The organism is Vitiosangium sp. GDMCC 1.1324, from assembly GCF_003044305.1.
Classification (GTDB): domain Bacteria; phylum Myxococcota; class Myxococcia; order Myxococcales; family Myxococcaceae; genus Archangium.
Genome location: NZ_PZOX01000033.1, coordinates 109,958 through 136,279 on the forward strand (window position 1 = coordinate 109,958; position 26,322 = coordinate 136,279).

Here is a 26,322-nt window from a genome sequence, read left to right on the forward strand (position 1 = left end):
CTACAGGTCCGAGGGGCGTGACTCCGCGTCCGCGCCGGCCTCGCGCAGCAACCGCACGGCCTCCTCGGCCCGGGTCTTGCCGAGCCGTCGCAGCATCGCCTCCGGAATCAGCCTCAACAAGTCTCCCTGGCTGATGTGCTCACCGGACCTCAGTTGGACCAACCGGTGCGCGACCTCTTTCGGCGAGTGCCCTGCATCGAGAATCCAGACGTCGAACAGCTTGCGCTTGAGCGGCGGACGGCTCGGCCGGAGCGAGGCCAGCGGATCCTTCGGGTGATGCTCCTCGAAGAGCCGCACCGAGACCTCCAAGCCATGGCGGCGGGCAATCTCTTCCACGCCGGTGAAGCCCGCGGCGAGGTTCCGGAACACCGTGCCGAGCGTCAGCACCGGCTCGCCCGGCTTGAAGCCCTCCCTCCACGTGGGGCGGATGCGGAAGGCCGCCCACTTCAACAGGGGTCCATCGTCCGCGTGCAGCTCCTCCACCAGGGTGGAGACCATCGCGGACTTCTCCTTCTTCGGCGGTGTTCCACGCAGCTCGAAGATGCTCACGATGTTGCCGTGGGCATGGTTGATGCGCGTCTCCAGCTTCCCGCCTCGGATCCGCAGGAACTCCGTAAAGGAGTCCAGCAGCCAGAGGGCGTTCGGGTCATAGAGGAAGACCTGATGACCCGTGCTCCAGGCGTGGAGCTGGCCCTGGTCCGCCAGGTCGTTCTCGCACTCCGTGAGGCTGTGCTCCCGCACGAAGGTCCGGATCGGCGAGACGGTCTCCGACTCTTCCCTGTTCCGGGTGCCTGCCGTCGCCATGCGCCACTTCGCATGCGCGGAGAGGACCTCGGACAGCTCGGCCGCCACCTGCCGGGCGAGCTCCTCCGAGGGGAACCGGCCAACGATGGTGAAGCTGCCGCTGTTGTTGCTCGCGAAGGCGTTCCAGAGGTGGATTCTCATGACCCGGCTCCCGCGTACATCTCCAGCCCATAGCCAGACACGCGCGCGCACCCCGGCAGGCGCGAGGGCGAGGACAGCTCCGTCCGCCGCTCGTGCCATACCCGCATCACGTCCGCCGCGTCCCCCACCGGAATGGCCACGTGGTGGAAGCTGCACGGCATCACCTTCCGGTCGCTCGTGAGCACCAGGTAGTCCCGCCCCGCGCCGCAGTCCGAGCGCTGGAACAGCCGGGGCACTCCCTCCATGCGCTCGCCCCAGCAGACGTCCAGCTTGAGCTGGCATCGGCCTTCGAGTCCCCGCCCCAGCAGGCCCACTCGCCGTGCCAGGTCCCTCGCCTGTCCGGGAGACAGGTGCAGCGAGCGGTCCGCTCCGTTGTAGCTGAGCAACAGCACGTCCCGGCAGCCGAGCGACACCAGCTCCAGCACCACCGTCTCCATCGACTCGAGGCGTCCGGGGGTCACCAGGTAGTTGACGCCGAAGCGCGCTCCCTCGTCCGCCAGCTCCGCCACCTTCCGCCGCCAATCATTGTCATCGTAGAGCGACAGCCTGCACTGCCCGTAGCGGCCCCGGATGGCCGCCAGCCGCCGTGCATTGAGCGCCAGCCCGTTGGTGGTGAAGCTCACCGCCAGCGGCGTCTCGTCGTACAGCCGACACACCAGCTCCTCGAAACGGGGGAACACCCACGGCTCACCCCCTCCGAAGGCCACCTCCAGCACTCCCGCCTCCGCCAGGCCCGCGAGCATCGTGAAGGCCTCGTCCGCCGTCCAGGCGCTCTGGGCTCCCACCTCCCGTGAACAGAAGGTGCACGCGAGGTTGCACCGATTGGTGATGCCGAACTGGAGTGCTCTCGGCGCGCGCTGGCGCAGGTGCGCCGTCTCCTGTCCCTCGCACAGCGCGTTCAGCCCGCTGTCCCGCTCGAAGAGCAGCAGTGCGCCATCCATCGGGAAGCGGCGCAGGTGTCCCAGCGCGGACGGGACGGGGATGGCTTCGAAGGAGGGGAGGGGTTGCTCGGTCATGGCGGGGCGCTGACGGGGGGCGTTCGGGCGTCCTGACCGCCCCTTCCTCCCAATACTCGGGCACCCCCACTCGCGTGGTGCGGGTCCTCCATGAGAGCATGGGCGGGTGCTGGTGGGTCGACCCGGGGACGGGCCATGACGATTCGCGCCAAGGTGTTCCTGTTCGCTTTGTTGGCGGTCGTGCTCGTCTGCCTCATGGGCATCCATCTGTTCGACGCTTCGCGTCGAAGCCAGATGATCCGCGACCAGGTGACGATTGCCCAGGATCAGCTCGACACCTATGGCCGGTTGCACGCGCTCGCCTGGCCCTACCTGAACCAGCTTGCCCAGACGCGGCTGTCGGGGGGGGACACCGCGCTCGTGCGGCGCGAGCTGATGGCCCGGGTGGACGCGGAGATGGTGCGGCTCGAGGACACCCTGTCCCGGGAGTTCCGGTGGTTGGAGGATCGGACGACCGAGCACGAGCGCCACGAGTACCAGGAGCTCCGGGTGGCCCTGCAGGCCTGGGCGGAGTGGGCCGAGTCGCGCGTGCGCGCCCTCCCCGAGGGCACCTCGGTGGGGTCCACGGTGGAGTGGTTGTTGTACACGCGCTTCGAGCAGAGCGTGGGTGTGCACATCGAAGACCTTCAGAGGGAGGAGCGCGCCGAGCTGGGCGAGCTGCGGCGCCGGTGGGACGAGAGCGCGAGGCTCGGCCAGATGCTGGCGATGTTCTTCCCCGTGCTGTGCTTCGTGCTCGTGCTGGCGCTCGCCTTCGCCATCATCGCCCCCATGCGGCGCTCGCTCAAGGAGCTCACCTCCGTGGCGGCGCGCATCGGGCGGGGCGACTTCGACATCCACACCTCCGGGGTGGGCCACGATGAGCTGAGCGTGCTGGCGCGCGCCTTCGACCGGATGGCCCGGGAACTGCGCGAGTCCCTGGAGGAGAAGCAACGGCTCATCCGCGCCGAGGCCGAGGTCTCCGAGCGCGAGGCCCGCCGCTACAACGCCCTGCTGGAGAAGACGGTGCTCGAGCGCACCGCCGAGCTCGCCGAGACCAACGCCCGTTTGCAGGACAGCATCCAGCAGCTCCAGGCCGCCCAGGAGCAGCTGCTCTTCGCGGACCGGCTCGCCTCCGTGGGCCGGCTCGCCGCGGGCGTGGGGCATGAAATCAACAACCCGCTCGCCTTCATCCTCAGCAACCTCCGCTACGTCCACCAGGAGATGCGCGACCTGATTGGCGCTCCGGCCGAGGACACCCGGCAGGAGATGCTGGCGGCGCTCTCCGAGGCGAGCGAGGGCGCCGAGCGCGTGCGCCTCATCGTGCAGGACCTCAAGTCGCTGTCGAGGCCGGATGACGTGGCGCTCGGCCCGGTGGACGTGGCGTCGGTGGTGCGGGGCTCGGCCAAGATGGCCCGGCACGAGGTCCGCGACCGGGCGCGTCTGGTGGAGGAGTGCGGCGGGGTACCTCCGGTGCGGGCCAACGCGGCGCGCCTGGGGCAGGTGTTCCTCAACCTGTTCATCAACGCGGCGCACGCCATCGAGCCGGGCCGGGTCCAGGAGAACGAGATTCGCGTGGTGGCGAGCATCTCCAGCCCCGGTCTGGTCACCGTGGAGGTGCGCGACACCGGCTCCGGCATCCCCGCCGAGCACCTGCGGCGCATCTTCGACCCGTTCTTCACCACCAAGCCCGTCGGTGTGGGCACGGGGCTGGGGCTGTCTGTGTGCCACCGCATCATCACCTCTCTCGGCGGGGACATTCGCGTCGAGAGCGAGGTGGGCCGCGGCACCTGCTTCTTCATCACCCTGCCGGTGGACGAGAGCGCCGACACCACCGAGCAGTCCGCCGCCTGACATCCGCGGGCCGCAAGGGCTTTGCGAGCGCACGATGTTCAACGTTCGGTCTCGTGAAGTTCCCCACGGGCCGAGCGTCGGGAAACAGGCATCCCCATGATGTCGGAGCAAGCCATCCGACACATGGAGGAGGAACCGGATGCCACCCCGTGGAGTGAAGAGCCCGAAGCGCACGCGTCAGTACGAGAAGATCAAACAGTCCGCGCGCAAGCGTGGGACGAGCACGAAGCGGGCGAAGGAGATCGCCGCCCGCACCGTGAACAAGCAGCGCAGCCAGGCCGGTGAGACGAAGGGCTCGTCGCGCCGGGCGAAGCCGGCCCGCACCACGCGCGCCAGCGGAGGCACCAAGTCTCGCGGCCGTGTCTCGGCGAGTGGCCGGACGGGGCGCAAGTCGAGCAGCGCATCGCGCTCGCGCAAGCCGAGCACCACGTCGCGCTCGCGCAAGTCGAGCCGCTCGTCGCGCTCGAAGAAGTAGGCGCGGCCGGGCGCTCCAGGGCAGGGCCTGACCGCCTCCCGGGCACAGGCCTGCCCTGGCCTTGCCTCGGGCCTCACCGCCGCGCCAGGGCCCAGGCCCTTGCTGGCCAGCTACTCGCGTGACGATGGGCCTCCCCAGGGCTTCCAGGAGTCCGTGTGCATCCATCGTCCGTGGATGAAGACGACGGATGGATGGGTTGCTGGCAAAGATGGAAATGACCCGGCTCCTGGTCGGCATGACATGACCAGTCGAGTCCGTGGGCGGTGGGCTGGACGCCTAGTGCCGTGCGCGCCATCCCTCCGCTCCCGAGGGAAGACTCAAACTAACTGACATTCATGATGTCACAATTGGGAAGAACTCCCTTCATCACAGGAGTGCGACGAAGAAGGGGGTCTCACTTGTCGCTTCCTGCCGCTGTCACCGCTGCGCCCGTCCGCTCCGCCGAAACTGAATCCACCGAGCCGAGGACCTTCCGACAGGTCATCCCGCTCTCCGACGCGCGTCCCCGGTTGCGCGTGCTCCCCTTCCGCGCGGGAGTGCATCCGGGGTCCGAGGCGCCGTCTCCCGGCCAGGGGGGCAGCCTGCATCTGGGGTTGTTCGACTCGCGCAGGGCCCCAGCGGCCGACCTGGGTGAGCTCTGGCTCTTCTACGAGCTGCACCCGGGGCTCGGGCCGCACCGGGTGAGTGGGCCCGTGCACGTGCGCATGTCCGTGTGGCTGCTTCCGGACTCGCCGACGGAGGGAATGCCGCTCGCGGTGCCAGGTCTGGTGCGCCGCGAGGTGGCGCCGCACCAGGGCCGCTCCGTGGCGGCACTCCCGTATGGCGCGCTCCGGGAGGGACTCGCGCGCCTCGGCGCCGAGGGCGTGGAGGCCTTTTCGCTCGCCCACCTGTTCCACCGCCGCTTCCGGGTGATGTTGGAGCTGTGCTCCGGGGACGCGGTGCTCTCGTGCGACGAGACCGAGGTGGAGCTCTATGACGTGGGGGGCTTCGGCTCGCTGTACCAGCGGATGCTCGACAGGCTGGTGCGGCCGGATGCGTGGGCACAGGCGTCACGGCTCGGGACGCGGGGGCTCTCGGTGGCTCATCACCCCTGGTACCCGGTGCTGACCATCGGCATGGACAAGGCACGGCTGTACCTGGAGGCCATCGAGAGCGATGTCTCGCAGCACACCACGCACCTGCCGGACCCGCGCTGGCTGGTGCGCGTGGGGTTGTACCTGGAGCTGCTCACGGGCCTGGGCATCATCGAGGCCGTGCGCGCCGAGTACCCGGACCTGCTCTCGCCCGAGGAGCGCCACATGCTGGAGACGGCGCCGGCGCTGGCGCCCATCCGCGAGCGGCTGGACGTGGCGGCGTGGCGCGAGGTGTGGGAGTTGCGGCACATCGCCGCACCGTCGAGGTGGTGGCGGAGGGGGTCGGTGGGGGCGCGCAATCTGTTGCGCAAGCAGCGGGCGACGCTGGCGTTCCTGGAGACGCACCACGAGGACCTGGAGTACGCGCTGGCGCTGGCGGGGCCCGCGCTGGGCGGCACGCACGAGGCATGGCTGCGGGTGTTCCAGGACGCGGAGCGGGCGGTGCTGCGCAACGCGCCCGAGGTCTTCCCGGAGCTGCGAGCGCTGCCGGCCCGGTGGCGTGAGTGGGTGCTGTGGCGCGAGTGCGGGGACTTCGAGGCGCTGGGGCTCGGCCGGGTGCCGGGGTGGTTGAGCCGGTGGGTGGGGGACCAGGACGGGGTGTTTGCCTCGGCGAGCCGCCGGTACCGGCGCTCGATGAACGCGGTGGCGCGCCGGGCGCGTGAGCGCGGGTGGATGGACTACGCGGGGGACGAGTGTGTCGTGCGCGAGGCCAGCCTCATCGAGTCCTTCCTGACGAAGCAGCGGCCGAGGCGCCCGGCGTCCTCTCTGGCCTGGTCCTTCCGGAGCCTGTCGCGAGAGCACTCCGGGGCGTGCGCCGGTTACGAGCTCGAGGCCGCTCCCGCCTGAGCCTGGAGTGCCGCCTGGTACACGCCCGCGAGCGCCCGCGCCTCGTGGGCCACGCCGAAGCGCTTGCGTGCCTCCTCGGCCGCGTTGAGCCCCACCTGCCGGGCCTTCTCGGGCTCGCGGAAGAGCATCCGCAGCAGCTCGCGCAGCGTCGCCACGTCCCCGGGCTCGTACATGAAGCCCGTGCGCCCATGCTCGATGACCGCCGGCACGTGCGGCAGCCGCGTCACCACCGGGCAGCACCCGCACGCCATCGCCTCCACCAGCACCATGGAGAAGGCCTCCCCGTACGAGGGGTGCACCAGGATGCTCATCCCCTGGTACCAGGGCACCACGTTCTTGTGCTCGCCCGCCAGCACCAGCTCCCCGCCCGTGGACTTCCGCAGGCCCTCGGCCCACGCCGCGTCCTTGCCCTTCGCCAGCCCCACCACCACCGACTTCCACTCGGGGAACTCGCTCAGCAGCGGGCGGATGGCCTCCACGAAGTCGCCCTGGCCCTTGTTAGGCCGCACCCGCCCCACCACTCCCACTCCGTAGCGCCCTCCCAGCCCCATCGCGCTCCACGCCGCCGCCCGGTCCGCCGGGGGCACGAAGCGCTCCAGGTCCACCCCGTGCGTCACGATGCGCGAGGGCATTCCCATCCACTCGGCGCCCTGCGGATTGAGCGTCACGAGCTGCTCGGCGTAGCGCGCGATGAAGCGCGTGAACCAGCTCGGCGGGTAGGGGCCGTGGCGAGTGTAGACCAGCCGCACCTGCCGCCCCAGCATCCTCAACAGGAAGCCGAAGAGCAGCTCGTTGTTGCGGTGCGCGTGCCACACCACCGGCTCCTGCCGGATTCGCCTCCACAGCTCGCCCCACGGAATCCTCGGCACGTCCGCGGCCAGGTGCTGGCCCAGTGCCCGCGTCTCCATCAACCGCGCCAGCTCGGGGACGATGAGCTCGGTGTGTGCGGTGACTCCAGTGCGGCGCCGGTGGAAGTGGGGATGGACGACGAGCGGCATGGGGACGGAAGGAGGGGCTGCGATCAAAGCGCCGGTGTCTCTACCCCAGTTGGCCCGTCCCGTCATCCGCCGGGTGCTCGCATGCGGGGCGGCCAGCCTCGAGCCACCCCGACTCCTCCCGTGAAGAACCATCCGAGGCCAGAGGTTGACTCCAGGAAGTTACCTCCGGAGTCACCATGGACCGTACGGGCAGTGCAGACCTTCCCCTCCATTCCGGCCGCGTGCCGGACTGGCTCGCCGAGCGCATGGCGCGCATGAGCCGCGTGCTCGTGGAGGCGCTCGTCCTCCACTACGGCCGCCACGAGGTGCTGCGCCGGCTTGCTCACCCCTTCTGGTTCCAGTCGCTCGGCGCCGTCATGGGCATGGACTGGCACTCCTCGGGCGTCACCACCACCGTGCTCGGCGCGCTCAAGCGCGGGCTCACCCCGGGCGGGCGCCAGCTCGGGCTGTATGTGGTGGGCGGCAAGGGCGTGCAGGCGCGGCGCACCCCCGACGAGCTGCGCTTCATCGGCGACCGGGTGGGCATCGACGCCGATGCGCTCATCCGCGTGAGCCGCCTCGCCGCCAAGGTGGACAGCGCCGCGGTGCAGGACGGCTTCGAGCTGTATGCCCACAGCCTCATCCTCTCGGATGACAACGCGTGGGCCGTGGTGCAGCAGGGGATGAACGCCGAGGCCCGTCAGGCCCGGCGCTACCACTGGCTGTCCGAGGGCCTCGGCAGTTTCGTGGAGTCGCCCCACGCCGCCATCGAAGGGCCCAACCAGGGCGTCATCCTCAACCTCACGGACGTGCGCGCCGCGAGGGCTCGGGCCGCCCAGGTGGAGCTCGTGTCCCAGGGGCCGGACGTGGTGCTGGGCGCGCTGCGCAAGCTGCGTCCCCAACCCGCGCCCACGCCCGTCACCCCGCTTCTGCCCCATCTGCAGCTCCCCCTGCACGACGAGGTGACGCGCGACGATGTCCTCCTGCGCCAGCTCCACGGCACGCTGGCCGCGGCGGCCGAGCAGGGCCCTCGGGACTTCGCCGAGCTGCTCCTCACCCCGGGCGTGGGCGCGCGCACGGTGGCCGCGCTGGCCAGTGTCGCCGAGGTACTTCATGGCTCGCCCTCACGCTTCACGGATCCGGCGCGCTTCGCGTTCGCCCAGGGCGGCAAGGATCGGCAGCCCTTCCCGGTGCGGTTGGATGTCTATGACGAGACATTGCGCGTGCTGCGCGCGGCGGTGGACGCGGCGAGGCTCGGCAGGGACGAGAAGCTCCAGGCCCTTCGCGAGCTGGACCGGCAGGCGCGCCGGCTCGAGTCCACGGCCACGGGCCCCTCCTTCGAGGAACTCGTCCAGGCCGGGTGGAAGGACGTCACCGAGCTGCTGCCCACCGATGCTCCGCCCCGCAGGCCCTCGGGTCGTCCCGGTTGGCGGCGCCCGCCGCGGACTTCGGACCAGTTGGAGCTGCCGGGTCTGGGAGAGGACCCGCCTGGCGGCTCCTCCCGGCACTCGGGGTGAGCCTCCGGGTGCTCGCCGTGTTGGGGAGCGGAGGGGCGGTCATGGGTTGCGCAACCCGCTGATGGCGAGCTCGCTGGGCACGGCGGACGGGTGGAGGTGGAGACCGGAGCCGCGGGCACCACCTTCAACGTGCGAGTGCCTCGCGGCAGCGGCCCCGGCTCCACGAAGTAAGGAGGCGCGGGGGCAGGCGAGGGAATGCCGGACGACGTGACATGACAGGTTGGCACCGCCTTGAAGGGGGATTACTTTTCAGGTAGGGTGTCTTGTATGCGTTATGACCGGATGGTGGTCGCCTACCATGGCTGTGACGTGAGCATTGCCGAGCGGCTCCTGCAGGGGGATTCGTTCACGCCCAGCAGGAACGACTACGACTGGCTGGGCGGGGGCATCTACTTCTGGGAGTTTGGGGCCGATCGGGCGCTGCACTTCGCCAGAGAGCAGGTGAAGCGCGGCAAGGTCCGAACCCCGGTCCACGTCGGAGCGTTGATTCACCTCGGCAACTGCTTTGACTTGCTGGATACGCGTTTCACCCAGGAATTGGTGATGGCCTATGAGTCCTGGGCTCGAGGCCTCGAAGCCCAAGGAGTGCCCATTCCCCGGAACGAAGGCCGGACCCCCGAGCACAAGCTCCGGCGTCTGGATTGCGCGGCGCTCAACTGGTTCCTGGACTTCGCCGAGCACGAGGAAGGCCGACGCTACGACACCGTGCGCTGCGGCTTTTCGGAGGGAAAACCGGTCTACCCGGGCTCAGGCATCTTCGAGCAGACCCATATCCAGCTGGCCGTACGCAACCCGAACTGCATTCTCGGGGTCTTTCGTCCCATTCCGGAGGAAACATGAGCAAGCCACGTTTTTCATTGCGAGGACTGGACAGCCTGCAGCCTCACGCCGACGAGGAGATCCACGAGCGGCTCATGGCGAAGCTCAAGCGCATGACGCCGCATGAGATCTTCCTGACCTCGGTGCGGGCCGGTATCCATACGCCAGAGGGCAAGCTGACGCCGTACTATGCCGGGGAGACCGATACGCCTCCCACCCCGCCTGCCTGGCGGGGGGAGAAAGGCTCGCGGAAGAAGCCCAGCCATGCTTTCCGGCGGACCTCCGCGAAGACGGCTCAGCGCAAGTCCACCGGAGGCTCGCGCCGGAAGTCCGCGAAGACCTCCCGGCGCTAGTCCCACTTCCTCACGGTCCCGGCGTGCGCCGGATGGGGAGGAACTCGGGCTTCCACATCTCCGCCTCGAGCAGGCCTTCCAAGTCCTCGGGCAGCTTGCGCGTGGCCACGTCTTCCTTCACCGCCTGGCGCATCACGGCGATGGCCACCTGTCGGCTCGCCGCGCGCAGCCGGTCCATGCGCGGGTAGAGCGCGCCCTGTGCCAGCCGTGCCCCGTCCGTGTAGTCCGCCAGCGCCAGCGACGCCGCCGTCAGCATCCCATCCGTCACCCGCTTCGCCCGCGTCAGCAGCACGCCCAGTCCCAGGCCCGGGAAGATGAAGGCGTTGTTGCCCTGGCCTACCGGGTGCGGCGCCCCGTCCCACTCCACGTCCTCGAAGGGGCTGCCCGTGGCCACCAGCGCCTTGCCCTGCGTCCACTGGTAGATGTCCGCCGGCACCGCCTCGCTGTTCGCCGTGGGGTTGCTCAGCGCGAACACCACCGGGTACGGCGTGTTCGCCGCCACCGCCTTCACTACGTCCTCGCCGAACGCCCCGCGCTGGCCGCTCAGGCCCAGCAGCACCGTCACCTTCGCTTCCTTCGCCGTCTCCAGCAGGCTCGGAATCGCGCCCTTCACCTTCCAGCCCGCCACGCGCGACGGCTCGTGCGCGAACTCCAGCTTGTACGGCTCCAGCCCCTTGCGGTCCTTCAGGATGAGGCCCTTGGAGTCGATGAGGTAGATGCGCTCGCGTGCCTCCTTCGTGCTCAGGCCCTCGCGCTCCATGCCGCGGACAATCTGCCGCGCCACACCCACGCCACCCGCGCCCGCGCCGTGCACCACGTACACCTGCTGCCCGAGCGTCGTCTGGCTGCGCCGCGTGGCCGACAGCAGGCCCGCCAGCACCACCGCGCCCGTGCCCTGCACGTCGTCATTGAGCGAGGGCAGCACGTCCCGGTACCGGTCCAGCACGTCGAAGGCCTTCTGCTTGCTGAAGTCCTCCCACTGCACCAGCACGTTGGGGAAGCGCCGCTTGAGCGCCATCACGAAGGTGTGGATGAAGTCGTCGTACTCCTTGCCCTCCATGCGCGGGCGCTTCACGCCCAGGTAGAGCGGATCATCGAGCAGCTCCTTGCGGTTGGTGCCCACGTCCAGCTCCACCGGCAGCGTCACCGCCGGGTCGATTCCCGCCGCGGCCGTGTACAGCGACAGCTTGCCAATGCAGATGGCCAGGCCGCCGAAGCCCTGGTCTCCAATTCCCAGAATCCCCTCGTTGTCCGTGGCGACAATCAATTGCACGTCCGGGAAGGGCGTGTTCGCCAGCATCGCGTCGATGTCGCCGATGTTCTCCGGGCTCACCACCAGCCCTCGCGGGTAGCGGTAGATGCGGCTGAACTGCTCCACCGCCTGCGCCACCGTGGGGGTGTAGATGATGGGCATCATCTCCTCGATGTGCCGGTGGAGCAGGGCGTAGAAGAGCACCTCGCTGCGGTCCTGCAGGGCGCGCAGGAAGACGTGCTTCTCCAGGTCGGAGCGGAAGGAGCGGAAGTTGGCGTAGGAGCGCTCAATCTGCTCGTCCAGCGTGGACACGTGCGTGGGCAGCAGGCCCAGCAACCCGAACTCGCGCCGCTCCTCCAGGGTGAAGGAGGTGCCCTTGTTGAGCAGGGGGAGCCGGGTGAGCACCAGCCCCGTCAGGTTCGTCTCCAGGTAGGGACGGCCGTTCGCGTCGGACTTCTTCTCGTACTGTTTCATGGGGGGGGGAACTTCGTCTCTGTGGGGAAGGGGCGCTCCCTTAACGGCTGGCCGCTCTCCTCAACAAGGCCCCCCGCCGGGCGGGCATAAGGAGGGGTCCGGGTCTCCCATGCATCTCTCCCACGACGAGGCGTGCCAGCGCGTCGCGTCAAGAAAGCCGTGGCGGATTCGTGCCCGCTCGCCCGCCGTGGGGCCGGTCCCAACCGGGAAATTGGCACCCGAGAGGAGCACTGGTTCAATCCGCCCGCTTTGCCGAGACCCCCTCCGAGGTGTGGATGAACGCTCGTGTCTGGAGAATTGCTCCGTTGCTGTTCGGATCGGGGTTCTGCGCCCTGGTGTACCAGACCGCGTGGCAGCGTGAGCTGAGGCTCATCTTCGGGGCCTCGACGGCGGCCTCGGCGGCGGTGCTGGCCATCTTCATGGGCGGGCTCGGGCTGGGAGGCGCGCTGTTGGGGGCGCGCGTGGACCGGGACAAGCGCCCGCTGGCCTTCTACGCCCACCTGGAGCTGCTCGTTTCACTGAGCGCGGCCGTGACGCCGCTGCTGGTCTGGCTGGCGCGCACCGTCTACGTGGCGTTGGGCGGCACGGTGGCGCTGGGGTTGGCGGGAGGCTCCGTGGTGCGGCTGGTGCTCTCCGCGCTGGTGCTGGCGGTGCCCACGCTCCTCATGGGAGGCACCCTGCCGGCGGCGGCCCGCGCGGCGGAGACGGGGGAGGACGTGCGGCGCCGGGCGCTCGCGGTCCTCTACGGCGTCAACACCCTGGGCGCGGTGGCGGGTGCGGCCGCCTCCACCTTCTTCCTCTTCGAGGTGTTCGGCACGCGCACCACGCTGTGGCTGGCGAGCCTCGTCAACGTCCTGGTGGCCCTGGTGGCCCGCACGGTGGCGCGGGGGCTGCCCGAGCACGAGGAGTCCTCCGCTCCGGTGTCCACCCCGGAGGCCGCTTCCGCCGCCCTGCCGCCGCGCCGCTTCGTCCTCGCCGCCGCGGCGCTGGTGGGCTTCGCCTTCTTTCTCATGGAGATGGTGTGGTACCGGATGTTGGGGCCGCTGCTGGGCGGCTCCACCTTCACCTTCGGGCTCATCCTGGTGGTGGCGCTGGTGGGCATCGGCCTGGGCGGGGCGGCCTACGCGGCGTGGGGCCAGCAGCGTCCGGCCACCCTGCGGGGTTTCGCGCTGACGTGCCTGCTGGAGGCGTTGCTGCTCGCCGTGCCGCTGGCGCTGGGGGACCGGGTGGCGCTGCTGGCGATGGTGGTGCAGCCGCTGTCCGTCTTCGGCTTCGGGGGCCTCGTGCTGAGCTGGGCGTTCATCTGCGCGCTGGTGGTGCTGCCCGCCGCCTTCGTCTCCGGCGTGCAGTTCCCCCTGTTGCTGGCGTTGCTGGGGCGTGGGGGACAGGAGGTGGGGCGTCAGGTGGGCCTGGCCTACGCGTGGAACACGGTGGGCTCCATCGTGGGCTCGCTGGCGGGAGGCTTCGGCCTGCTGCCGTTGCTCACCGCGCCCGGCGTCTGGCGGCTGGTGGGCGCGGTGCTGGTGGGGTTGGGGCTGGCCGCGCTGCTCGTGTCCTCGCGCCAGTCTCGCCCGTCGCTGGCGGGGCTGGTGCCGCCGGTGGGGGTGGCCGTGGTGGCCGCCCTGCTGCTCGGCGCGGAGGGGCCCTCGGCGGCCTGGCGTCACAGCGGCATCGGCGCCGGGCGCAGCACCCTGTCCTGGTCCGACTCCAACGCCGTGCGTGAATGGAGCACCGAGCACCGGCGCTGGCTGCAGTGGGAGGCGGACGGCGTGGAGAGCTCCGTGGGCCTCGTTGGCTCGTATGGCCAGTCGTTCTTCGTCAACGGCAAGTCGGATGGCAACAGCATCATCGACGCGGACACGCAGGTGATGGGGGGGCTCGTCGGCGCGCTCATGCACCCGCGGCCGCGCCACTCGCTGGTCATCGGCCTGGGCACGGGCAGCACGGCCGGGTGGCTGGGCGCGGTGCCGGAGATGGAGCGGGTGGACGTGGTGGAGATAGAGCCCGCCATCCGCGAGGTGGCGCGCCAGAGCTCGGGCGTCAACGAGCGGGTGCTGGACAACCCCAAGGTGAAGCTCCACATCGCCGACGCCCGCGAGGTGCTGCTCGCCTCCAAGGAGTCCTACGACATCATCTTCTCCGAGCCCTCCAACCCCTACCGGGCCGGCATCTCCAGCCTCTTCTCCCGCGAATTCTACCGGGCGGTGAAGCAGCGGCTGGCGCCCGGGGGCGTCTTCCTGCAGTGGCTGCAGATGTACGAGGTGGATGCGCGCACGGTGCGCAGCGTCTACGCCACGCTGGCCTCCGAGTTCGGCTCGGTGGAGACGTGGCAGCTGGACGCGGATGGCTCGGACGCCCTCCTCGTGGCCACCGTGGAGCCGCCGCGCCACGACATGGAGCGGATGCGGGCCCGGGTGGCGCAGGAGCCCTACCGCCGGGCCCTGGCGGCCACCTGGGGCACGGACGAGCTGGAGGGCGTCCTGACGCACTTCATCGGCGGCCCCGGGCTGACCCGCGCCCTGGCCGAGGGCCAGGAGGCGCTCATCAACACGGATGACCTCTCCTACGTGGAGTTCGCCTTCGCCCGCAGCGTGGGGCGCAAGAACACGGGCTTCTCCTCCGATGTGTTGCGGCGGGCCGCTGCGGACCTGGAGGCGGAGCACCCGGAGGTGGAGCGCGGAACGGTGGACTGGAAGCGGGTGGCGGAGCTGAGGACGCTCATGGCCCCGGCGGCCTCCGTGGGGCGGGCGGGCCAGGACGGCGAGGCGCTGCGCAAGCTCCGGGCCTTCAGTGCGGCGTACCACCGGGGGGAGCGTGCGGCGGCCGTGCGCGCGTGGCGCGAGGGCGGATGGGAGCCCAAGGGTCTGACGGATACGGTGATGGTGGGGCAGCTGCTGGCACAGGTGGGAGACGACGCCGCCCTGCCGCTCATCGAGCGGCTGCGTGCCCTCCGGCCCGCGGATGCCGAGCTGATGCTGGCGCGGCTGCGTTCCCGTCAGGCGCGGTACGCCGAGGCAACGGAGGCGCTCGAGCGGGCCTTCGCCCTGCTGCGCGGCTCACCCTGGGCCTTGCAGTCCCTGCTCCCGGAGATGCTGATGGAGTGCCCGCAGATCGCTCGCAAGGACGCGGCCCTGGGCCGGCGTCTCTACGCAGCGATCGTCGAACCCTTCTCCAGCCAGGCCGCGGAGCAGGCGCGTGTGGCGGCCCGGCTGATACTGGCCCGCCAGCTCGACTTCCCGGGGCTGTGCGTCGAGGCGCTCGCGCCCAACGAGCCCCACGTCAGATGGAAGCTGGAGGACCTCGCGGTGCGCGCCCGCTGTTATGTGGAGACCCACCACCCGCTGGAGGAGCAGGCGCTGGCGGACCTCGCGACGTTCATGGCGGGGGAGCCGCCGTCGCTGTTCGACAGGCCGCCGGGCGCCCTTCCAGTCTCCAATGCGGGGGAGCCCTAGCGAGAGTCCTCCCACTCCCGAGGTCATCGCGCTAGGGTGACGCGGCATGTCGGAAACGCCACTCATCTTCAATCACACGCTCCAGGGCCTGTTCGCGCGCACCTTCCCGCAGGGGGTGCCCGCCGAGCTGAAGGCGAAGCTGCGCACGGTGGGCGTGGAGCTGGACAAGCCTCTGCTGCCGGCCTACCCGGTGCAGACGTGGGCGCGGTGCGTGGAGTTCAGCGCCCCGGTCGCCTTCCCGCGCGACCGCCGCGAGGTGGCCTGGCGCAAGCTGGGCGAGCGGATGATTGATGGCTACCAGGACTCGATGATTGGCGGCGCCATGTTCTCCATGCTGCGGCTGCTCGGGCCGCGGCGGATGCTGCTGCGCGCCCAGAAGAACTTCCGCACCGGCAACAACTACACCGAGGTGCGCACCGCCGACGTCTCCCCCACGGCGATGGACCTCTGGTTCAACGAGACGGAGGACGCGCTGCGCCACTTCACCGCGGGCCTGGTGCTCGCGGGCATGCGGGTGGGCGGTGCCGAGGAGCCCCAGGTGGACATCCTCCAGGTGGACCCGAAGGGCGTCACCCTGCGCGCCACCTGGAAGCAGAAGGCCTGAGCCCTACGGGGGCGGGTTGCCGCCGTACATCGTCTCGGCGCGGTGGAAGAGCACCCACGCGGTGATGATGTACTTGTCCCCCGACTGCGGCACGTTGCCCCGGTGGGTGTGGGTGAAGCCCGAGGGGAAGATGAGCATCCGGCCGGCCTTCGATTGGACCTTCTTCTCCTGGTAGAAGAACTCCGTCTCGCCGCCCTCGCTCACGTCGTTGAGGTAGAACTGGAAGGCGAGGACGCGGTGCAGGGCATCGCAGTTGGCATCCTTCGGGTACACCTCCGAGTGCCAGTGCGGATAGCCGCCCGTGCCCTTGAGGTACTTCTGCACCTGGAGGGTGCCGTAGCGGTAGAGCGTGCCGATGAGCCGGTCGATGTTCGGGTCCCCCAGCTCGGCGAAGTTCTCCTGCGTCAGCGTCGTCACCTGGCCCGTCTTGGGGTTCTTGGTGGCCAGGGAGACGGCGCCGATGAGGGTGTAGAGGTACTTGCGCATGTAGCTGCGCAGCGGGGGAAACGCGGCGTCCAGGAGCCGGCGCAGCAGGGCCTGGTACTCCGGGAAGTCATTGAGGCACAGGTCGTAGCTGTCCTTCTTGGTGGTGTCGACACCGCCTCCGGTCTGACCCCGGTGCTTGTGGGGGCTCTTCTCGAAGAGCTGGATGATTTCCTGGCAGAAGGCGGGGGCCAGGACGTTGTCGTGAACCTCGATGAAGTCAGTCATGGGGGCGGGGGCATTATAGGACGCACCCGGGAAGGGCGCTGCTTCTCCTTGGCTGCCTGGGCTCCCGGAGAGCGCGCGAAGACAACAGGGACCGCGGCGCGAAGCCTCGGTCCCCGGGGGCGCCCTGCTCCAGTTGTGTTTCCGACTCACTCTTGGAGGCCATGGGTTCCAGAGCGTTGGGACCAGGGTCCAGGCGTTACAATGGCTTCGTCGGGGGGTCGCATGAAGAATGGTCAGCAGACGCTTCTTCGGTGGTTGATTGCCACGGGAGTCCTGGGCGCGCTCATGGGCGGAGCTGCGGCCGCGATGCCGTCGGAGTGCTGGGATTGCGAGCCCTGTGGCTGTGCCTCGGACGGTGGCTACATCATGTGTTGCTTCGCGGGCTCTTGTTAGCCACCCACGCCTCGCCTCGAGACCTGCTTGCGGCACGCGAGACAAGGAGGCCCCGGAACGGCGCTCACGGTTCTGGTGGTATCGGTGGCCGTGACGAGCCTGATGGGACGGGCGCTCGTCAACACGGCGGAGCCGGGTGCCATCCTGGCTTCGGCCCAAGGCGCGGATGAGGCGCGGCCAGCCGGTGGCGCGCCATCGCCGCCGCGTGCCGAGGTCTTGAGCTCCAGTGTGGCGCCGGAGTTCTCCTCCGTTACGTCCAGTGTCCCGGTGGGCTCCCGGCGCGAGACCGCCAGCAGGCGGCGGGAGGGCCCGCCCGTCAAAGCGGAGGCCAGCGGGCAAGCTCTGCCGCTGGCCTCGATGCCGTCGGCTCCCTCCGAGGAGCTCGCTCCGGATGGACTTCCCAGCTCGGGACTGCGCTGTACCTATGACGGAGGTTCCCTCCAGTGCGGCGGCTGCCGCACGGATGGTGATTGTCCGGCGGGCAAGGGGTGCGTGGCCAATCGGCAGACACGCCGCTTCGAATGCATGGCTTCCGAGTGCGAAGAGGACACGCATTGTTTCCCTGGCTCCGTCTGCCGCCGGGTCAATCTGGGGACGACGGGCTCCGCCACCATCCGCCGCTGCGTGCCCGAAGGGCAGCGCCGCGAGGGCGAGCATTGCGACACATTGCCCATCTCGCCGGCAGGGACCTGCCGTGAGGGGTTGGTATGCGTTCAGGGGGTCTGCGGCGTCCCGTGCAGGCTGGAGGACCCGTCGAGCTGTCCCGCTGGCTCCTCGTGCCAGGACAGCCTGGACGGACCGGGCTGCTACCCGGACTGCCGCGCGCTCGGGTGTCCCGAGGGGCAAAGCTGCAAGCGTCTCGCCAGCGAGGGTTATCAATGTCTGGCGAGTGTCCGAGGGGACTGCCCCGAATCACCCTGCGGTGAAGGCGAGCGCTGCAACATGCGCCTGTTCCGGGGCCATGGCGTGTTCTGGTGTGCCCGCCTGTGCAACCCGCTCGTGGCGGACAGCTGCCCCGCGGACCACGTCTGCGGAGCGGGCAGTGCCACGGTCAGCACCTGCTATCGCAAGTGCGACCCGGTGGAGCCGCGGTCCTGTGGCGAGGGCTGGAGCTGCGTCTCCGTCTCGGAAGACATGACGCAGTGGGGCTGCAGGCCCGCTTCCAGGTAACCGCGGCTCCTGGGGACGCACGCCGCGCCGTCAGCGCACGCTGAGCAGCTCCACGTCGAAGACGAGCACCGAGTTGGGAGGAATGACGGGCGGGCTACCCGACTCGCCGTACCCGAGCTCGGAGGGGATGACGAGCCGGCGCTTGCCTCCGACCTTCATGCCGACGACGCCCTCCTCCCAGCCGGCGATGAGCCGGTCCTGACCCAGGGTGAAGACGAAGCCTTCGTTGCCGTCGCGGCTGGTGTCGAACATCGACCCGTCGGGGAGCCAACCGGTGTAGTGCATCTGGAGCCTGCGGCCGGTGGTGACCTCGGTGCCGGTGCCCACCACCAGGTCCTGCGTATAGAGGCCGGAGGCGCTGCGGTTCATGGCGTTGAGGTCCACGCCCAGCGAGGGCGCGAACGTCACCTTCGTGGGGTCTCCCGAGTCCGAGCCACACGCGGACACGAGGAGCAGCAGGCAGGCGGAGAGCAGCAGGGAAAGACGGTTCATGGGTGGGAGCCTCTTGGGAGGTGAAGGGCGCGCGAGCCTATCAAGGGGAGGAGCGCGGCCCAGAGGCTCAATGGGAGTGGTCGCGCGGGCCGCCGCCTGCCCACTGGTAGCCCACGGTGGCGCCCGAGCCGATGAATCCCAGGGCGATCGTCTTTCGGAACCACATGAGCGCGTCGCGGTTGCCGACGACCTCCTCCAGCAACCCATGCACGGCCACGCCGAGCAGCATGCCCACGGCCGCTCCCCCCAGGGCGCCCAGGAAGGCGTCTCCCCGCTCCTTGCTGCCGTGGAAGGCCAGCTCCCCGAGTCCCCAGGTGCCCAGCGCCGCGACGGGGGGCGTCAGCACCAGCCCCACGCCGAACCCCGCCACATCCAGCTCCGACCACCGGCCGCCCGCATCGGCCGGTTGCAGGAACAGCAGCCCGCCGGGCAGCGAGCCCACGACGCTCCCGGCCACCGTCTCCGCCGCCGTCACCCACAGCCGCTCTCCACCCAGGAGGCTCGCGCCGTACACGCCTGCGAGCGGCACCAGGGCGACCGTCCCATACGCCATCCAGGCCGCGGCAGTGATGGGCGCGTCCGCCGCCACATGCGGTGACGTGCTCTCGGGCCGCCGGGGCGGCTCCACCTTGGGCGGCTCCGTTCGAGGCTGCTCGGGGAGGGGAGGGGACTCGGCGTCCTCGGCGGGGAGCAGGGAGAGCGCCACGGGGACTCCGCGGGCCCGCGCCGCCAGTGGCCCTTCATGCTCGAGCACTTCCGACAGCGGCCTTGCGTACGTCGGCGATGAGGCGAGCACGGCCGCGAGCAGCGCGATAGGGGCCAGACACGAAGGCGGAGAAGCAGGCAGGCGCATGGTGTTCCAGACGAGGCTCCGAGTGCCGGTGCCCCAGCCCGACGCCCGGACCGAGGGGACCCGGCGGCGGACCCGTACCGCGCAGGGATGGAACCGCCCTCCCACTTCGTCCACCCGTGCACCTCGCCAGGCGCGTCCCAGCGGACAGAGGGGCTCCATCCGTGTCGGCCCGTGAACGGAGTGCGCGCTCCCGGAGGCAGCCACGGAGGGCGTGACTAGCTTCCGCGGGTGAAGAACCGTTGGCCGCTGCTGGTGCTCGCCTTCGTGCTGGCGGGCTGTCCCCTGCCGAATCATCGGCTCGCCCTGCGCATCCGCGACGACGTGCCCGACACGCCCGAGGGCCTGTCGCTCGCCTGGTACCAGGCGCTGGGCGTGGAGCTGGAGCCGGGCAACCAGGTGCAGCTCGTCCACAACGGCCACGTCTTCGATGTCCTCGAACAGGAGATTCGTGCCGCCCGTTCCAGCATCCACATCCTCGTCTACATCTGGCGCCCGGGAGACCCGTCCAACCGGCTCATCAAGGCCCTGCGCGAGCGCCACCCTGGAGTGGTCTGCCGCATCCTGGTGGACCCGCTGGGCAGCATCCGCTTCCAGGACGAGGTGGGGCCCAAGCTCGTGGATGCCGGCTGCGAGGTGCGCGTCTTCCGCCCCCTGCAGGGCACCATCTCCTCGCTGAACATGCAGCGCTTCCAGGCGCGGCTGCACCGCAAGGTCGCCGTGCGCGATGGGGTGTCCGGGCTCACCGGTGGCTGGGGCATCTGGAAGAGCTGGGAGGGTAATGGCAAGAAACCGAACGAGTGGCGCGACGCCAACATCTGGGTGCAGGGCCCCGCGGTGCGAGGCATGCAGCTGGCCTTCGCGCAGAACTGGCAGGAGGCGGGGGGCGGGATGCTGCCGGCCGACGTCTTCCCCGAGCCCATCCCCGCCATGGGCGAGGCCCGCGCCGGCTTCGTCACCCACACCGCCGCGCCCGTGCTCACCAACGCCGAGCGTATGGCTCTGCTCGCCATCGCCTCGGCGAAGAAGCGGCTGTGGATAGCGAACTCGTACTTCATCCCCACCGGCCCCATGCAGGACATGCTCATCGCCAAGGCGAAGGCGGGCGTGGACGTGCGGGTGCTCACGCCCGGGCGGCACCATGACATCCCTCCGGTGCACGAGGGCCAGCGCGCCACCTACGAGCGGCTGCTGGAGAACGGGGTGCGCATCTGGGAGTACGAGGTGTCGATGATGCACTCCAAGACGCTGCTGGTGGATGACCGGCTGTCGGTGGTGGGCTCGACGAACCTGGATCCACTGGCCCTCAGCGCCGAGGAGGGCTCGATGGTGGTGGACGACGCGGACCTGGCGGCGGGGCTCGCCCGGGACTTCGAGGAGGACCTCCGCCACTCGGTGGAGATCCGCTGGGACTCGTGGCGCCGGCGGGGTCTCTTCAAGCGGCTGTCCGAGCGGGTGATGGTGCTCTTCGGCAGATACCTTTGACACCCCGCTCGACACCCCGCTCGCCCGTCTGTCCCATGGGGCCCGTTGATGGCCGGCGCGCCATGGCATACAGGCTGCGGGGAGATGACGCCGGGAGCCCTGGACAGAGCCACACCGCGGGACGCCTCACGAGGGGCCGGACCCGGGCGCTCCCCGTCGCTCGTGCCCCTGGCTCTCGGTGCCTCGGTGGTGCTGCACGTCCTCGGGGCCGCGGTGCTCTGGCGCGGTGCGTCGGAGCCGGAGCACGTGAGGAAGGCAGGCGGGCCGCTCGAGGTGGAGCTCGTCTGGCGCGATGCGTCGGGACCATCCGGGACCGAGGGCACCGGGCAGAAGGCGCCAGAGGTCCCAGCGCCCGCCCGTCCGCCCGAGCGGATACGGCGCCCGGCCCCGGCGAGCCGGAGCCACGAGAAGGCCCCACCCCGAGCCGGTGGGGAGGTGGCTGGCACCTCGCTCGTGGAGCGGGCCGAGCCTGAACCGGACGTCCGGCAGGCGGCCCTCCCTTCCGATGAATCACAGACACCGGAACCGGCGCCCGTCGCGGGCGGGCTTCCAGAGGCCACGGTCGGGGCGGCTCCACGGGGAGCCGGGGAGGGCGTGCCGGGGAGTGGTTCGGAGGAGACCTCGCGGGTAGGGGCGCCAGGAGGAGGGATGGCTCCGGGGCCGGGTCTCCCGGGAGGAGGCACACCGGGCGTGGACGTGGGCTCGGAGTTGCGGGCCTATCGCGAGCGGCTCTCGCGGCATGTCACCCGACAACGACGCTACCCGGCGCAGGCCGTGAGGCTCGGTATGGAGGGCACCGCCCTGGTACGTGTACGTATCAACCGCGACGGCTCTCTGGCGGGGCCGCCCCGGCTCGAGGGCTCCTCGCGCTTCGGGGTGCTGGACGCCGAGGCCCTGCGCATGGTGGAGGCCGCCGCGCCCTTCTCTCCGCTGCCCGCGGAGCTGCCCCGCGAATCGGCCGAGTTCGTCATCCCGGTGAGCTTCTCGCTGCGTGCCGCCTCGGGTTGAGCCGGCCAGCCACTCGCGGCCCGTCCATTCACCGGCTAAGCTGTGTTCTTCGACAGGGAGGCTTCACGGCAAGTCCGGTTCTCGTGCTTCCCGTGTGCGTCACCGCGGGAGGGCGGTATGGACGGCGCCAGCACTACGCTCAACGGCATCCTGGCCATGTACCAGGAGGAGCGGTTCTTCTACATCGCCGTCGGCTCCTCGTTGTTGAGCATCACCGCGTTCCTGGCGTTCGCGCTGCCCTGGACGTGGGTGGCCTACATGAATCCCGAGTCGCTGCGGAAGTACCGGATTCAAGGCCGGGAGTTCCCGGTGAAGCGCTGGTTGGTGCCGTCGCTGCAGCGCTTCGCCCTCAACAACCTGGTGTCCTTCCTGAGCGTGGTGCTGACGTGGCCGCTGCTGCGCCTGTCGGGCATCCACGCGGGTCCGCTGCCGCCCTGGTACGTCATCGTCGGGCAGGTCGCCTTCTTCATCGTCCTGGACGACTTCCTCTACTACTGGATGCACCGGACGCTGCACCGGCCCTGGCTCTACAAGCACATCCACTCGGTGCACCACCGGATTACGACGCCCTTCGCGCTCACCGGCAATTACATGCACATGATCGAGTTCATGCTGACCTCGACGCTGGTGATGACGGGGCCCTCGCTGGTGGGGGCGCACGTGGTGACGCTGTGGGTATGGATTGTGTTCCGGCAGCTCGAGGCGGCCGACGGGCACTCGGGCTACGACGTGCCGTGGAACCCGGCGCTGCTCGTGCCCTTCTACAAGGGGCCCGTGTACCACGACTTCCACCACCGGCGGTTCTTCGGCAACTACGCCGGCTTCTTCGCCTACCTGGACAGGCTCTTTGGCGGCACCTACTCCAAGGGGTACGAGGACTACCGCCGGGCGCAGCAGCAGCCGCAGGGGCAGCCCCCGCCGGAGCCGCAGCCCCAGCCTCCGCAGCCGTAGCTACCGCACGAGCTCCTCGAAGCGGCGCCAGGACACGTTGCGCCCGGTGAGCACCACCACGGTGGGGCCGAGCGGGCGCGGCATCAGCTTGCGCAGGGCGGCGAGTCCCGCCGCGGCCGAGGGCTCGAGGATGTACTTCGTATCCGCCACGCACCAGCGCATGGCCTCGCGCAGCTCGTCGTCGGAGACGAGCACGAACTCATCCACGTGGCGCTGGAGGTAGGGCCAGGGGAGCAGCTCCCGCTCCACCCGCGCGCCGATGCCCTCGGCGATGGAGGGCCGCACATCCTGGACGTCCACGGGGTGGCCCTCGCGGTGCCAGAGCGCGAGCACGGCGGAGGTTTCGGGCTGGACGCCGATGAGGCGGATTCGAGGGTTGGCGGCCTTGAGCGCCACGCTCATGCCGGCGAGCAGCCCGCCGCCGCCCACGCCCACGAGCACCGTCTCCACATGGGGGCAGTCCTCGAGGATTTCGAGCGCCACGGTGCCTCCGCCCTCCATCATGTGGCGGTCGTTGTAGGCGGAGAGGAAGGTATAGCCCCGCTCGGAGGCGACGCGGCGGGCGGCCTCGCGGGCCTGAGGGACGTCGTCGAAGTACTCGAGGTGCGCGCCGTACTCCTGAATCATGCGCAGCTTGTCGGGGTCGGCCGAGCGCGGCAGGTAGATGTGGGCCTTCGCGCCGAGTGTGGCGGCGGCGTAGGCGAGCCCGATGCCATGTCCGCCGGCGGTGGGGGCGATGAACTCGGCGTCGGGGCGCGAGGCGCGCACGGAGAGCACCTTGTGGAGCGAGCCGCGCGGCTTGAAGCTGCCGGTGACCTGGAGGTTCTCCAGCTTGAGGAGCACCGGGGAGCCCGCGAGCTTCGAGAGCGACGCGTTGGGCTCAAGCGGGGTGTGGCGGATGTAGGGGGCGATGCCGCGGCGCGCGGCGAGGAGGTGCGAGGGGAGGAGCTCCAGCTCGGCGGTGGGTGCGCTCATGACGGGGCTGTTTAAGGGCCTCGGAGACGCGCTTCCAGATATCCAGACATAACCGCTTCTTCCTTGAAAGAACCGGAAACGGAGGGTGATACTCGGAGTGAACCTGGAGGACTGATCCATCCAGGACACCTGGAGCCGAGCCCATGAAGACGCTTCGCCTGCCCCTGATGGTTGTGTGCACCCTGTCACTGGCCGCCTGCGGTGGGAGTGACTCGAGCCCCGAGGCGGCTCCCGTGGAGACGGAGACGGCCGGGAAGCCGGGAGAGGTGCACGCGATGGCCACGTGCTACGCGTACCTGCTCGATAGCGCCAACTTCTCCCCGCCGACGCTCAACCCCTGGCCGGTGACGGGAGTGGTGGGCCAGTGCATCAACCTTCCGGCGGCCTCGGACAACCTCACCACATCCTTCCGCCTCGCCAACTGTGGGGTGATCTTCTTCGACGGGGCCAATTGTACGGGAGCGTCGTTCGCGGCGCCGACCAGCGCCAACATGCCGCTCGCGTTCGACAACCTCACCACCTCGCTGCGCTTCTACTAACGCCGAGATCAGTTGCGTTGAGGGAAGGAGAGGCAGCGGCGGAACCAGGCGGCGAGTGTCGCGAGGGGCGTTGCGGCGCGTAGCTGCCGCAACACCTGGGCCAGGTCGGCAAGAGCGCGAGGCTCGAGCCGGCGCAGCTGTCGCTCGAGCAATCAAGTGAAGGCGTCGCGGCGCCTGGAGTGCCAGTGCGCCGCTGACTTGAGCTGCCACCGCGCCGTGCACCCCCTTTCGTCGGGGTTTCTGGCCAAGGGGCAGCGCGCGTCCAGGGGCGCACAGTAGGGGTGGCTGAGACTCCGGGCCGGTGCGGGTGCGCCCCTCCCCTGTAAGGTGGGGCGTCCTGCATCCTATCCTTCAGGGTTGTTTCTCCTGGGGGAAAGGCCAGCGCCATGGCGAATGAGTACCGAAGTCCTGGGCGGGGGAGGGCGGCGGTACGCAGCTCGATGCTCGGAGTGGAAGTACGGGAGGCCCGCCGCGGTGGGCGCCAGCAGGGGCGTTCGGGCTCATCGTGCTCTTCCTCTTCGCGGCGTGTGCGACGCAGGCACCCATGGCGGGGATGGGCGGGGGGCAGAGCCGATACGGGCGTGAGGCGCCAGATGACGACACGGCGCGGGCCGGGCCGGCCACGGAGCGGGGACTTGAGGGCGCTCCAGTGTTCGATGTGGTGGTGCTCGATCCTGGGCGAGTGAGGACACGGCCGGTTCCGACAACGAAGGCCGAGTTTCGGGAGCGGGTGGAGCGGCTGGCCCGCGGGCTCCGGCTCAAGGGCAGCCCTCAGGAGGTGGCCGAGCAGGTGCTCAAGGTCAAGGAGCTGCTGCGTCAGGCCCGTGAAGTGAGACCAGTCTCGGATGTGGAAGGGGCTGGGAGTTTTACCGGGGAGTGGGATCCACGGGCTGATGACGGACGGGGGCGAATTGACGCCCTGCTGCCGGAAGAGCAGTGGGGGCCCGTTCGGCTCGAGCCCCAAGCGGAGGCGGAGCTTCGGGCGAGGTACGAACGCTTCTGCATTACCCGAGGGGGCGGTGACTGCCTCGGGCTGTTTGTTGATGGCCCGTACCTACGCTCGGACGACCGGAGCACGCTCGCCCTGGCCCTGGCCTTCGGCTCAGTCCTGGACGAGACGTATGCGGCGCTCGGGCGGGAGCTGAACCCCAAGGCGATCCTGGCCTCTATCGTGTGGATGGCGGGCATCTACATGGGCCTGTGGCTGTTGCCGGAGCCGGTGACGAAGGGGATGGCTGCGGTGCTCACGGTGGCGCTGGTGGCCTGGCTCGGCATCGACACCGTGTGGGGCCTCATGGACGGCTGGGCGGAGCTCGTCATGAAGGCGCGGGTAGCCACCACCTTTGACGAGTTGCGTGAGGCCGGGGCGGGCTTCGCCAAGGTGCTGGGGACGGACGCGGCCCGGGCGATGATCATGGCGGTGACGGCGCTGACGGGGCGGACGCTGGCGGAGGTGGGGCCGGTGTTGCGCTCGCTGCCAGGCTTCCGGCTCGCGCAGTTGCAACTCGCTGGGCAGGGAGGCCCGGCGTGGGTGCTCGTGCGGTTGGAGCAGGTGCAGACGGTGGCTGCCTCGGCAGAGGGCGCCCTGGCGATAACGGTAGGGCCCGAGGGTGCGGTCGCCGGCGCGATGATGAACCGCAACAGTGCGGCGTCCTCAAGCTCGAGTGGGTCTCAGGCCAATGAGGTGTACCGGCACCGCGGCGGTAACAGGCAGGTGGAGAGGAACGGCGAGCGGTGGCACCTGCCACGAGGCGCGTCCGTCAACGACATTCCCGCCTCTGACCCCCTGGGTGACCGACTCCAGGCGGCAGCGAGGCGGCTGGCGGGGCGTTGGGGGCCGCAGCACTACACGCCGAAGGTGGAGAGAGCCATAGATCGAATGCTGCAGAGGGGGCTCGTACACCGCGCGAACCTGCTGGAGCGCCAGGCTAAGTAGGTAGGCAAAAGTTCCTTTACATTAAGGAATGGAGCCAGAAGTGGAGGGAGAGGACTCCCGCCTTGCGCAGCGCCTGCTGCGCAGAGAGGCCCAGGACCCAGTCTTCGGCGTCCTGGGCC

At 69.9% G+C, this 26,322-nt stretch carries 22 protein-coding genes; 14 read left to right on the forward strand and 8 right to left on the reverse strand.

Going from position 1 to position 26,322, the window contains the following annotated elements:
* Positions 1-945 (reverse strand): hypothetical protein, encoded by a 945-nt coding sequence (locus DAT35_RS53150; protein WP_108077154.1) that lies wholly within the window; start codon positions 943-945, stop codon positions 1-3.
* Positions 942-1,961: a radical SAM protein gene (locus DAT35_RS58570; RefSeq protein WP_158502275.1), complete on the reverse strand. Its 1,020-nt coding sequence runs from the start codon at positions 1,959-1,961 to the stop codon at positions 942-944. The genes DAT35_RS53150 and DAT35_RS58570 overlap by 4 nt, the downstream gene beginning before the upstream one ends.
* Positions 1,962-2,096: 135 nt before the next feature.
* Here DAT35_RS58570 and DAT35_RS53160 point away from each other — a divergent pair, with 135 nt between their 5' ends.
* The 3 genes from DAT35_RS53160 (at position 2,097) to DAT35_RS53170 (ending at position 6,245) form a co-directional block, all read left to right on the forward strand.
* On the forward strand, positions 2,097-3,791 hold the full coding sequence (locus DAT35_RS53160; RefSeq protein ID WP_108077155.1) for an ATP-binding protein: 1,695 nt from the start codon (positions 2,097-2,099) through the stop codon (positions 3,789-3,791).
* A gap of 139 nt (positions 3,792-3,930) precedes the next feature.
* Positions 3,931-4,266, forward strand: coding sequence for a plasmid stabilization protein (locus DAT35_RS53165; RefSeq protein WP_108077156.1), 336 nt, complete (start codon positions 3,931-3,933; stop codon positions 4,264-4,266).
* A gap of 398 nt (positions 4,267-4,664) precedes the next feature.
* Positions 4,665-6,245 (forward strand): hypothetical protein, encoded by a 1,581-nt coding sequence (locus tag DAT35_RS53170; RefSeq protein WP_146210249.1) that lies wholly within the window; start codon positions 4,665-4,667, stop codon positions 6,243-6,245.
* Here the strand turns inward: DAT35_RS53170 and DAT35_RS53175 are convergent.
* Entirely contained in the window at positions 6,218-7,243 is a 1,026-nt protein-coding gene (locus DAT35_RS53175; protein WP_108077158.1) for a glycosyltransferase family 4 protein, read from the reverse strand. The genes DAT35_RS53170 and DAT35_RS53175 overlap by 28 nt on opposite strands.
* Before the next feature lie 176 nt (positions 7,244-7,419).
* On the opposite strand from DAT35_RS53175, the gene DAT35_RS53180 reads away from it, so the two are divergent.
* The 3 genes from DAT35_RS53180 to DAT35_RS53190 all read left to right on the forward strand — a co-directional run bounded on the left by DAT35_RS53180 (position 7,420) and on the right by DAT35_RS53190 (position 9,911).
* Positions 7,420-8,739 (forward strand): DUF763 domain-containing protein, encoded by a 1,320-nt coding sequence (locus DAT35_RS53180; protein ID WP_108077159.1) that lies wholly within the window; start codon positions 7,420-7,422, stop codon positions 8,737-8,739.
* 282 nt (positions 8,740-9,021) lie between these two features.
* Positions 9,022-9,579 carry a hypothetical protein gene (locus DAT35_RS53185; protein ID WP_158502277.1) on the forward strand — a complete coding sequence of 186 codons (558 nt, stop codon included), beginning with the start codon at positions 9,022-9,024 and terminating at the stop codon, positions 9,577-9,579.
* Positions 9,576-9,911 (forward strand): hypothetical protein, encoded by a 336-nt coding sequence (locus tag DAT35_RS53190; protein WP_146210250.1) that lies wholly within the window; start codon positions 9,576-9,578, stop codon positions 9,909-9,911. Before DAT35_RS53185 ends, DAT35_RS53190 begins: the two co-directional genes overlap by 4 nt.
* Positions 9,912-9,921: 10 nt before the next feature.
* On the opposite strand, the gene DAT35_RS53195 is transcribed toward DAT35_RS53190, so the two are convergent.
* Positions 9,922-11,637, reverse strand: coding sequence for an NAD-dependent malic enzyme (locus DAT35_RS53195; RefSeq protein ID WP_108077162.1), 1,716 nt, complete (start codon positions 11,635-11,637; stop codon positions 9,922-9,924).
* Positions 11,638-11,942: 305 nt separating this feature from the next.
* Between DAT35_RS53195 and DAT35_RS53200 the strand changes: the two genes are divergently transcribed.
* Together DAT35_RS53200 and DAT35_RS53205 are read left to right on the forward strand one after the other, a co-directional pair.
* Positions 11,943-15,089, forward strand: a complete 3,147-nt coding sequence (locus tag DAT35_RS53200) for a fused MFS/spermidine synthase (protein ID WP_233262235.1) — start codon at positions 11,943-11,945, stop codon at positions 15,087-15,089.
* 46 nt (positions 15,090-15,135) lie between these two features.
* Positions 15,136-15,693 carry a DUF2378 family protein gene (locus DAT35_RS53205; RefSeq protein ID WP_108077163.1) on the forward strand — a complete coding sequence of 186 codons (558 nt, stop codon included), beginning with the start codon at positions 15,136-15,138 and terminating at the stop codon, positions 15,691-15,693.
* Between the two features lie 3 nt (positions 15,694-15,696).
* Here the strand turns inward: DAT35_RS53205 and DAT35_RS53210 are convergent, their stop codons facing one another.
* Positions 15,697-16,404: a 2OG-Fe(II) oxygenase gene (locus DAT35_RS53210; protein WP_108077164.1), complete on the reverse strand. Its 708-nt coding sequence runs from the start codon at positions 16,402-16,404 to the stop codon at positions 15,697-15,699.
* A 477-nt stretch (positions 16,405-16,881) separates the two neighbouring features.
* Here DAT35_RS53210 and DAT35_RS53215 point away from each other — a divergent pair, with 477 nt between their 5' ends.
* Positions 16,882-17,967, forward strand: a complete 1,086-nt coding sequence (locus DAT35_RS53215; RefSeq protein ID WP_233262236.1) for a hypothetical protein — start codon at positions 16,882-16,884, stop codon at positions 17,965-17,967.
* Between the two features lie 30 nt (positions 17,968-17,997).
* Here DAT35_RS53215 and DAT35_RS53220 read toward each other — a convergent pair whose 3' ends face one another.
* Both DAT35_RS53220 and DAT35_RS53225 read right to left on the reverse strand, forming a co-directional pair.
* Positions 17,998-18,459: an FKBP-type peptidyl-prolyl cis-trans isomerase gene (locus DAT35_RS53220; RefSeq protein WP_108077165.1), complete on the reverse strand. Its 462-nt coding sequence runs from the start codon at positions 18,457-18,459 to the stop codon at positions 17,998-18,000.
* Positions 18,460-18,526: 67 nt separating this feature from the next.
* Positions 18,527-19,312, reverse strand: a complete 786-nt coding sequence (locus DAT35_RS53225) for a hypothetical protein (protein WP_146210251.1) — start codon at positions 19,310-19,312, stop codon at positions 18,527-18,529.
* A 228-nt stretch (positions 19,313-19,540) separates the two neighbouring features.
* Between DAT35_RS53225 and DAT35_RS53230 the strand changes: the two genes are divergently transcribed.
* From DAT35_RS53230 to DAT35_RS53240, 3 genes are all read left to right on the forward strand, one after another.
* Entirely contained in the window at positions 19,541-20,794 is a 1,254-nt protein-coding gene (locus DAT35_RS53230; RefSeq protein ID WP_108077167.1) for a phosphatidylserine/phosphatidylglycerophosphate/cardiolipin synthase family protein, read from the forward strand.
* A 162-nt stretch (positions 20,795-20,956) separates the two neighbouring features.
* Positions 20,957-21,802, forward strand: coding sequence for an energy transducer TonB (locus DAT35_RS53235; protein ID WP_158502279.1), 846 nt, complete (start codon positions 20,957-20,959; stop codon positions 21,800-21,802).
* A gap of 117 nt (positions 21,803-21,919) precedes the next feature.
* Positions 21,920-22,753 carry a sterol desaturase family protein gene (locus DAT35_RS53240; protein WP_108077169.1) on the forward strand — a complete coding sequence of 278 codons (834 nt, stop codon included), beginning with the start codon at positions 21,920-21,922 and terminating at the stop codon, positions 22,751-22,753.
* On the opposite strand, the gene DAT35_RS53245 is transcribed toward DAT35_RS53240, so the two are convergent.
* Complete coding sequence (locus DAT35_RS53245) at positions 22,754-23,728, reverse strand: threonine/serine dehydratase (RefSeq protein ID WP_158502281.1); 975 nt, start codon at positions 23,726-23,728, stop codon at positions 22,754-22,756.
* Between the two features lie 143 nt (positions 23,729-23,871).
* Between DAT35_RS53245 and DAT35_RS53250 the strand changes: the two genes are divergently transcribed.
* A complete protein-coding gene (locus tag DAT35_RS53250; RefSeq protein WP_108077171.1) occupies positions 23,872-24,267 on the forward strand; it encodes a hypothetical protein in 396 nt (131 codons plus the stop codon).
* 505 nt (positions 24,268-24,772) lie between these two features.
* Positions 24,773-26,203: a hypothetical protein gene (locus tag DAT35_RS53255; RefSeq protein WP_199243277.1), complete on the forward strand. Its 1,431-nt coding sequence runs from the start codon at positions 24,773-24,775 to the stop codon at positions 26,201-26,203.
* Positions 26,204-26,322: the final 119 nt, after the last annotated feature.

What these genes read in the sequence shown, in the direction of transcription:
- DAT35_RS53150 (WP_108077154.1), bottom strand. Translation starts at nt 945, where the DNA reads ATGAGAATCCACCTCTGGAACGCCTTCGCGAGCAACAACAGCGGCAGC.
- DAT35_RS58570 (WP_158502275.1), bottom strand. Translation starts at nt 1,961, where the DNA reads ATGACCGAGCAACCCCTCCCCTCCTTCGAAGCCATCCCCGTCCCGTCC.
- DAT35_RS53160 (WP_108077155.1), top strand. Translation starts at nt 2,097, where the DNA reads ATGACGATTCGCGCCAAGGTGTTCCTGTTCGCTTTGTTGGCGGTCGTG.
- DAT35_RS53165 (WP_108077156.1), top strand. Translation starts at nt 3,931, where the DNA reads ATGCCACCCCGTGGAGTGAAGAGCCCGAAGCGCACGCGTCAGTACGAG.
- DAT35_RS53175 (WP_108077158.1), bottom strand. Translation starts at nt 7,243, where the DNA reads ATGCCGCTCGTCGTCCATCCCCACTTCCACCGGCGCCGCACTGGAGTC.
- DAT35_RS53180 (WP_108077159.1), top strand. Translation starts at nt 7,420, where the DNA reads ATGGACCGTACGGGCAGTGCAGACCTTCCCCTCCATTCCGGCCGCGTG.
- DAT35_RS53185 (WP_158502277.1), top strand. Translation starts at nt 9,022, where the DNA reads ATGGTGGTCGCCTACCATGGCTGTGACGTGAGCATTGCCGAGCGGCTC.
- DAT35_RS53190 (WP_146210250.1), top strand. Translation starts at nt 9,576, where the DNA reads ATGAGCAAGCCACGTTTTTCATTGCGAGGACTGGACAGCCTGCAGCCT.
- DAT35_RS53195 (WP_108077162.1), bottom strand. Translation starts at nt 11,637, where the DNA reads ATGAAACAGTACGAGAAGAAGTCCGACGCGAACGGCCGTCCCTACCTG.
- DAT35_RS53205 (WP_108077163.1), top strand. Translation starts at nt 15,136, where the DNA reads ATGTCGGAAACGCCACTCATCTTCAATCACACGCTCCAGGGCCTGTTC.
- DAT35_RS53210 (WP_108077164.1), bottom strand. Translation starts at nt 16,404, where the DNA reads ATGACTGACTTCATCGAGGTTCACGACAACGTCCTGGCCCCCGCCTTC.
- DAT35_RS53220 (WP_108077165.1), bottom strand. Translation starts at nt 18,459, where the DNA reads ATGAACCGTCTTTCCCTGCTGCTCTCCGCCTGCCTGCTGCTCCTCGTG.
- DAT35_RS53225 (WP_146210251.1), bottom strand. Translation starts at nt 19,312, where the DNA reads ATGCGCCTGCCTGCTTCTCCGCCTTCGTGTCTGGCCCCTATCGCGCTG.
- DAT35_RS53240 (WP_108077169.1), top strand. Translation starts at nt 21,920, where the DNA reads ATGGACGGCGCCAGCACTACGCTCAACGGCATCCTGGCCATGTACCAG.
- DAT35_RS53245 (WP_158502281.1), bottom strand. Translation starts at nt 23,728, where the DNA reads ATGAGCGCACCCACCGCCGAGCTGGAGCTCCTCCCCTCGCACCTCCTC.
- DAT35_RS53250 (WP_108077171.1), top strand. Translation starts at nt 23,872, where the DNA reads ATGAAGACGCTTCGCCTGCCCCTGATGGTTGTGTGCACCCTGTCACTG.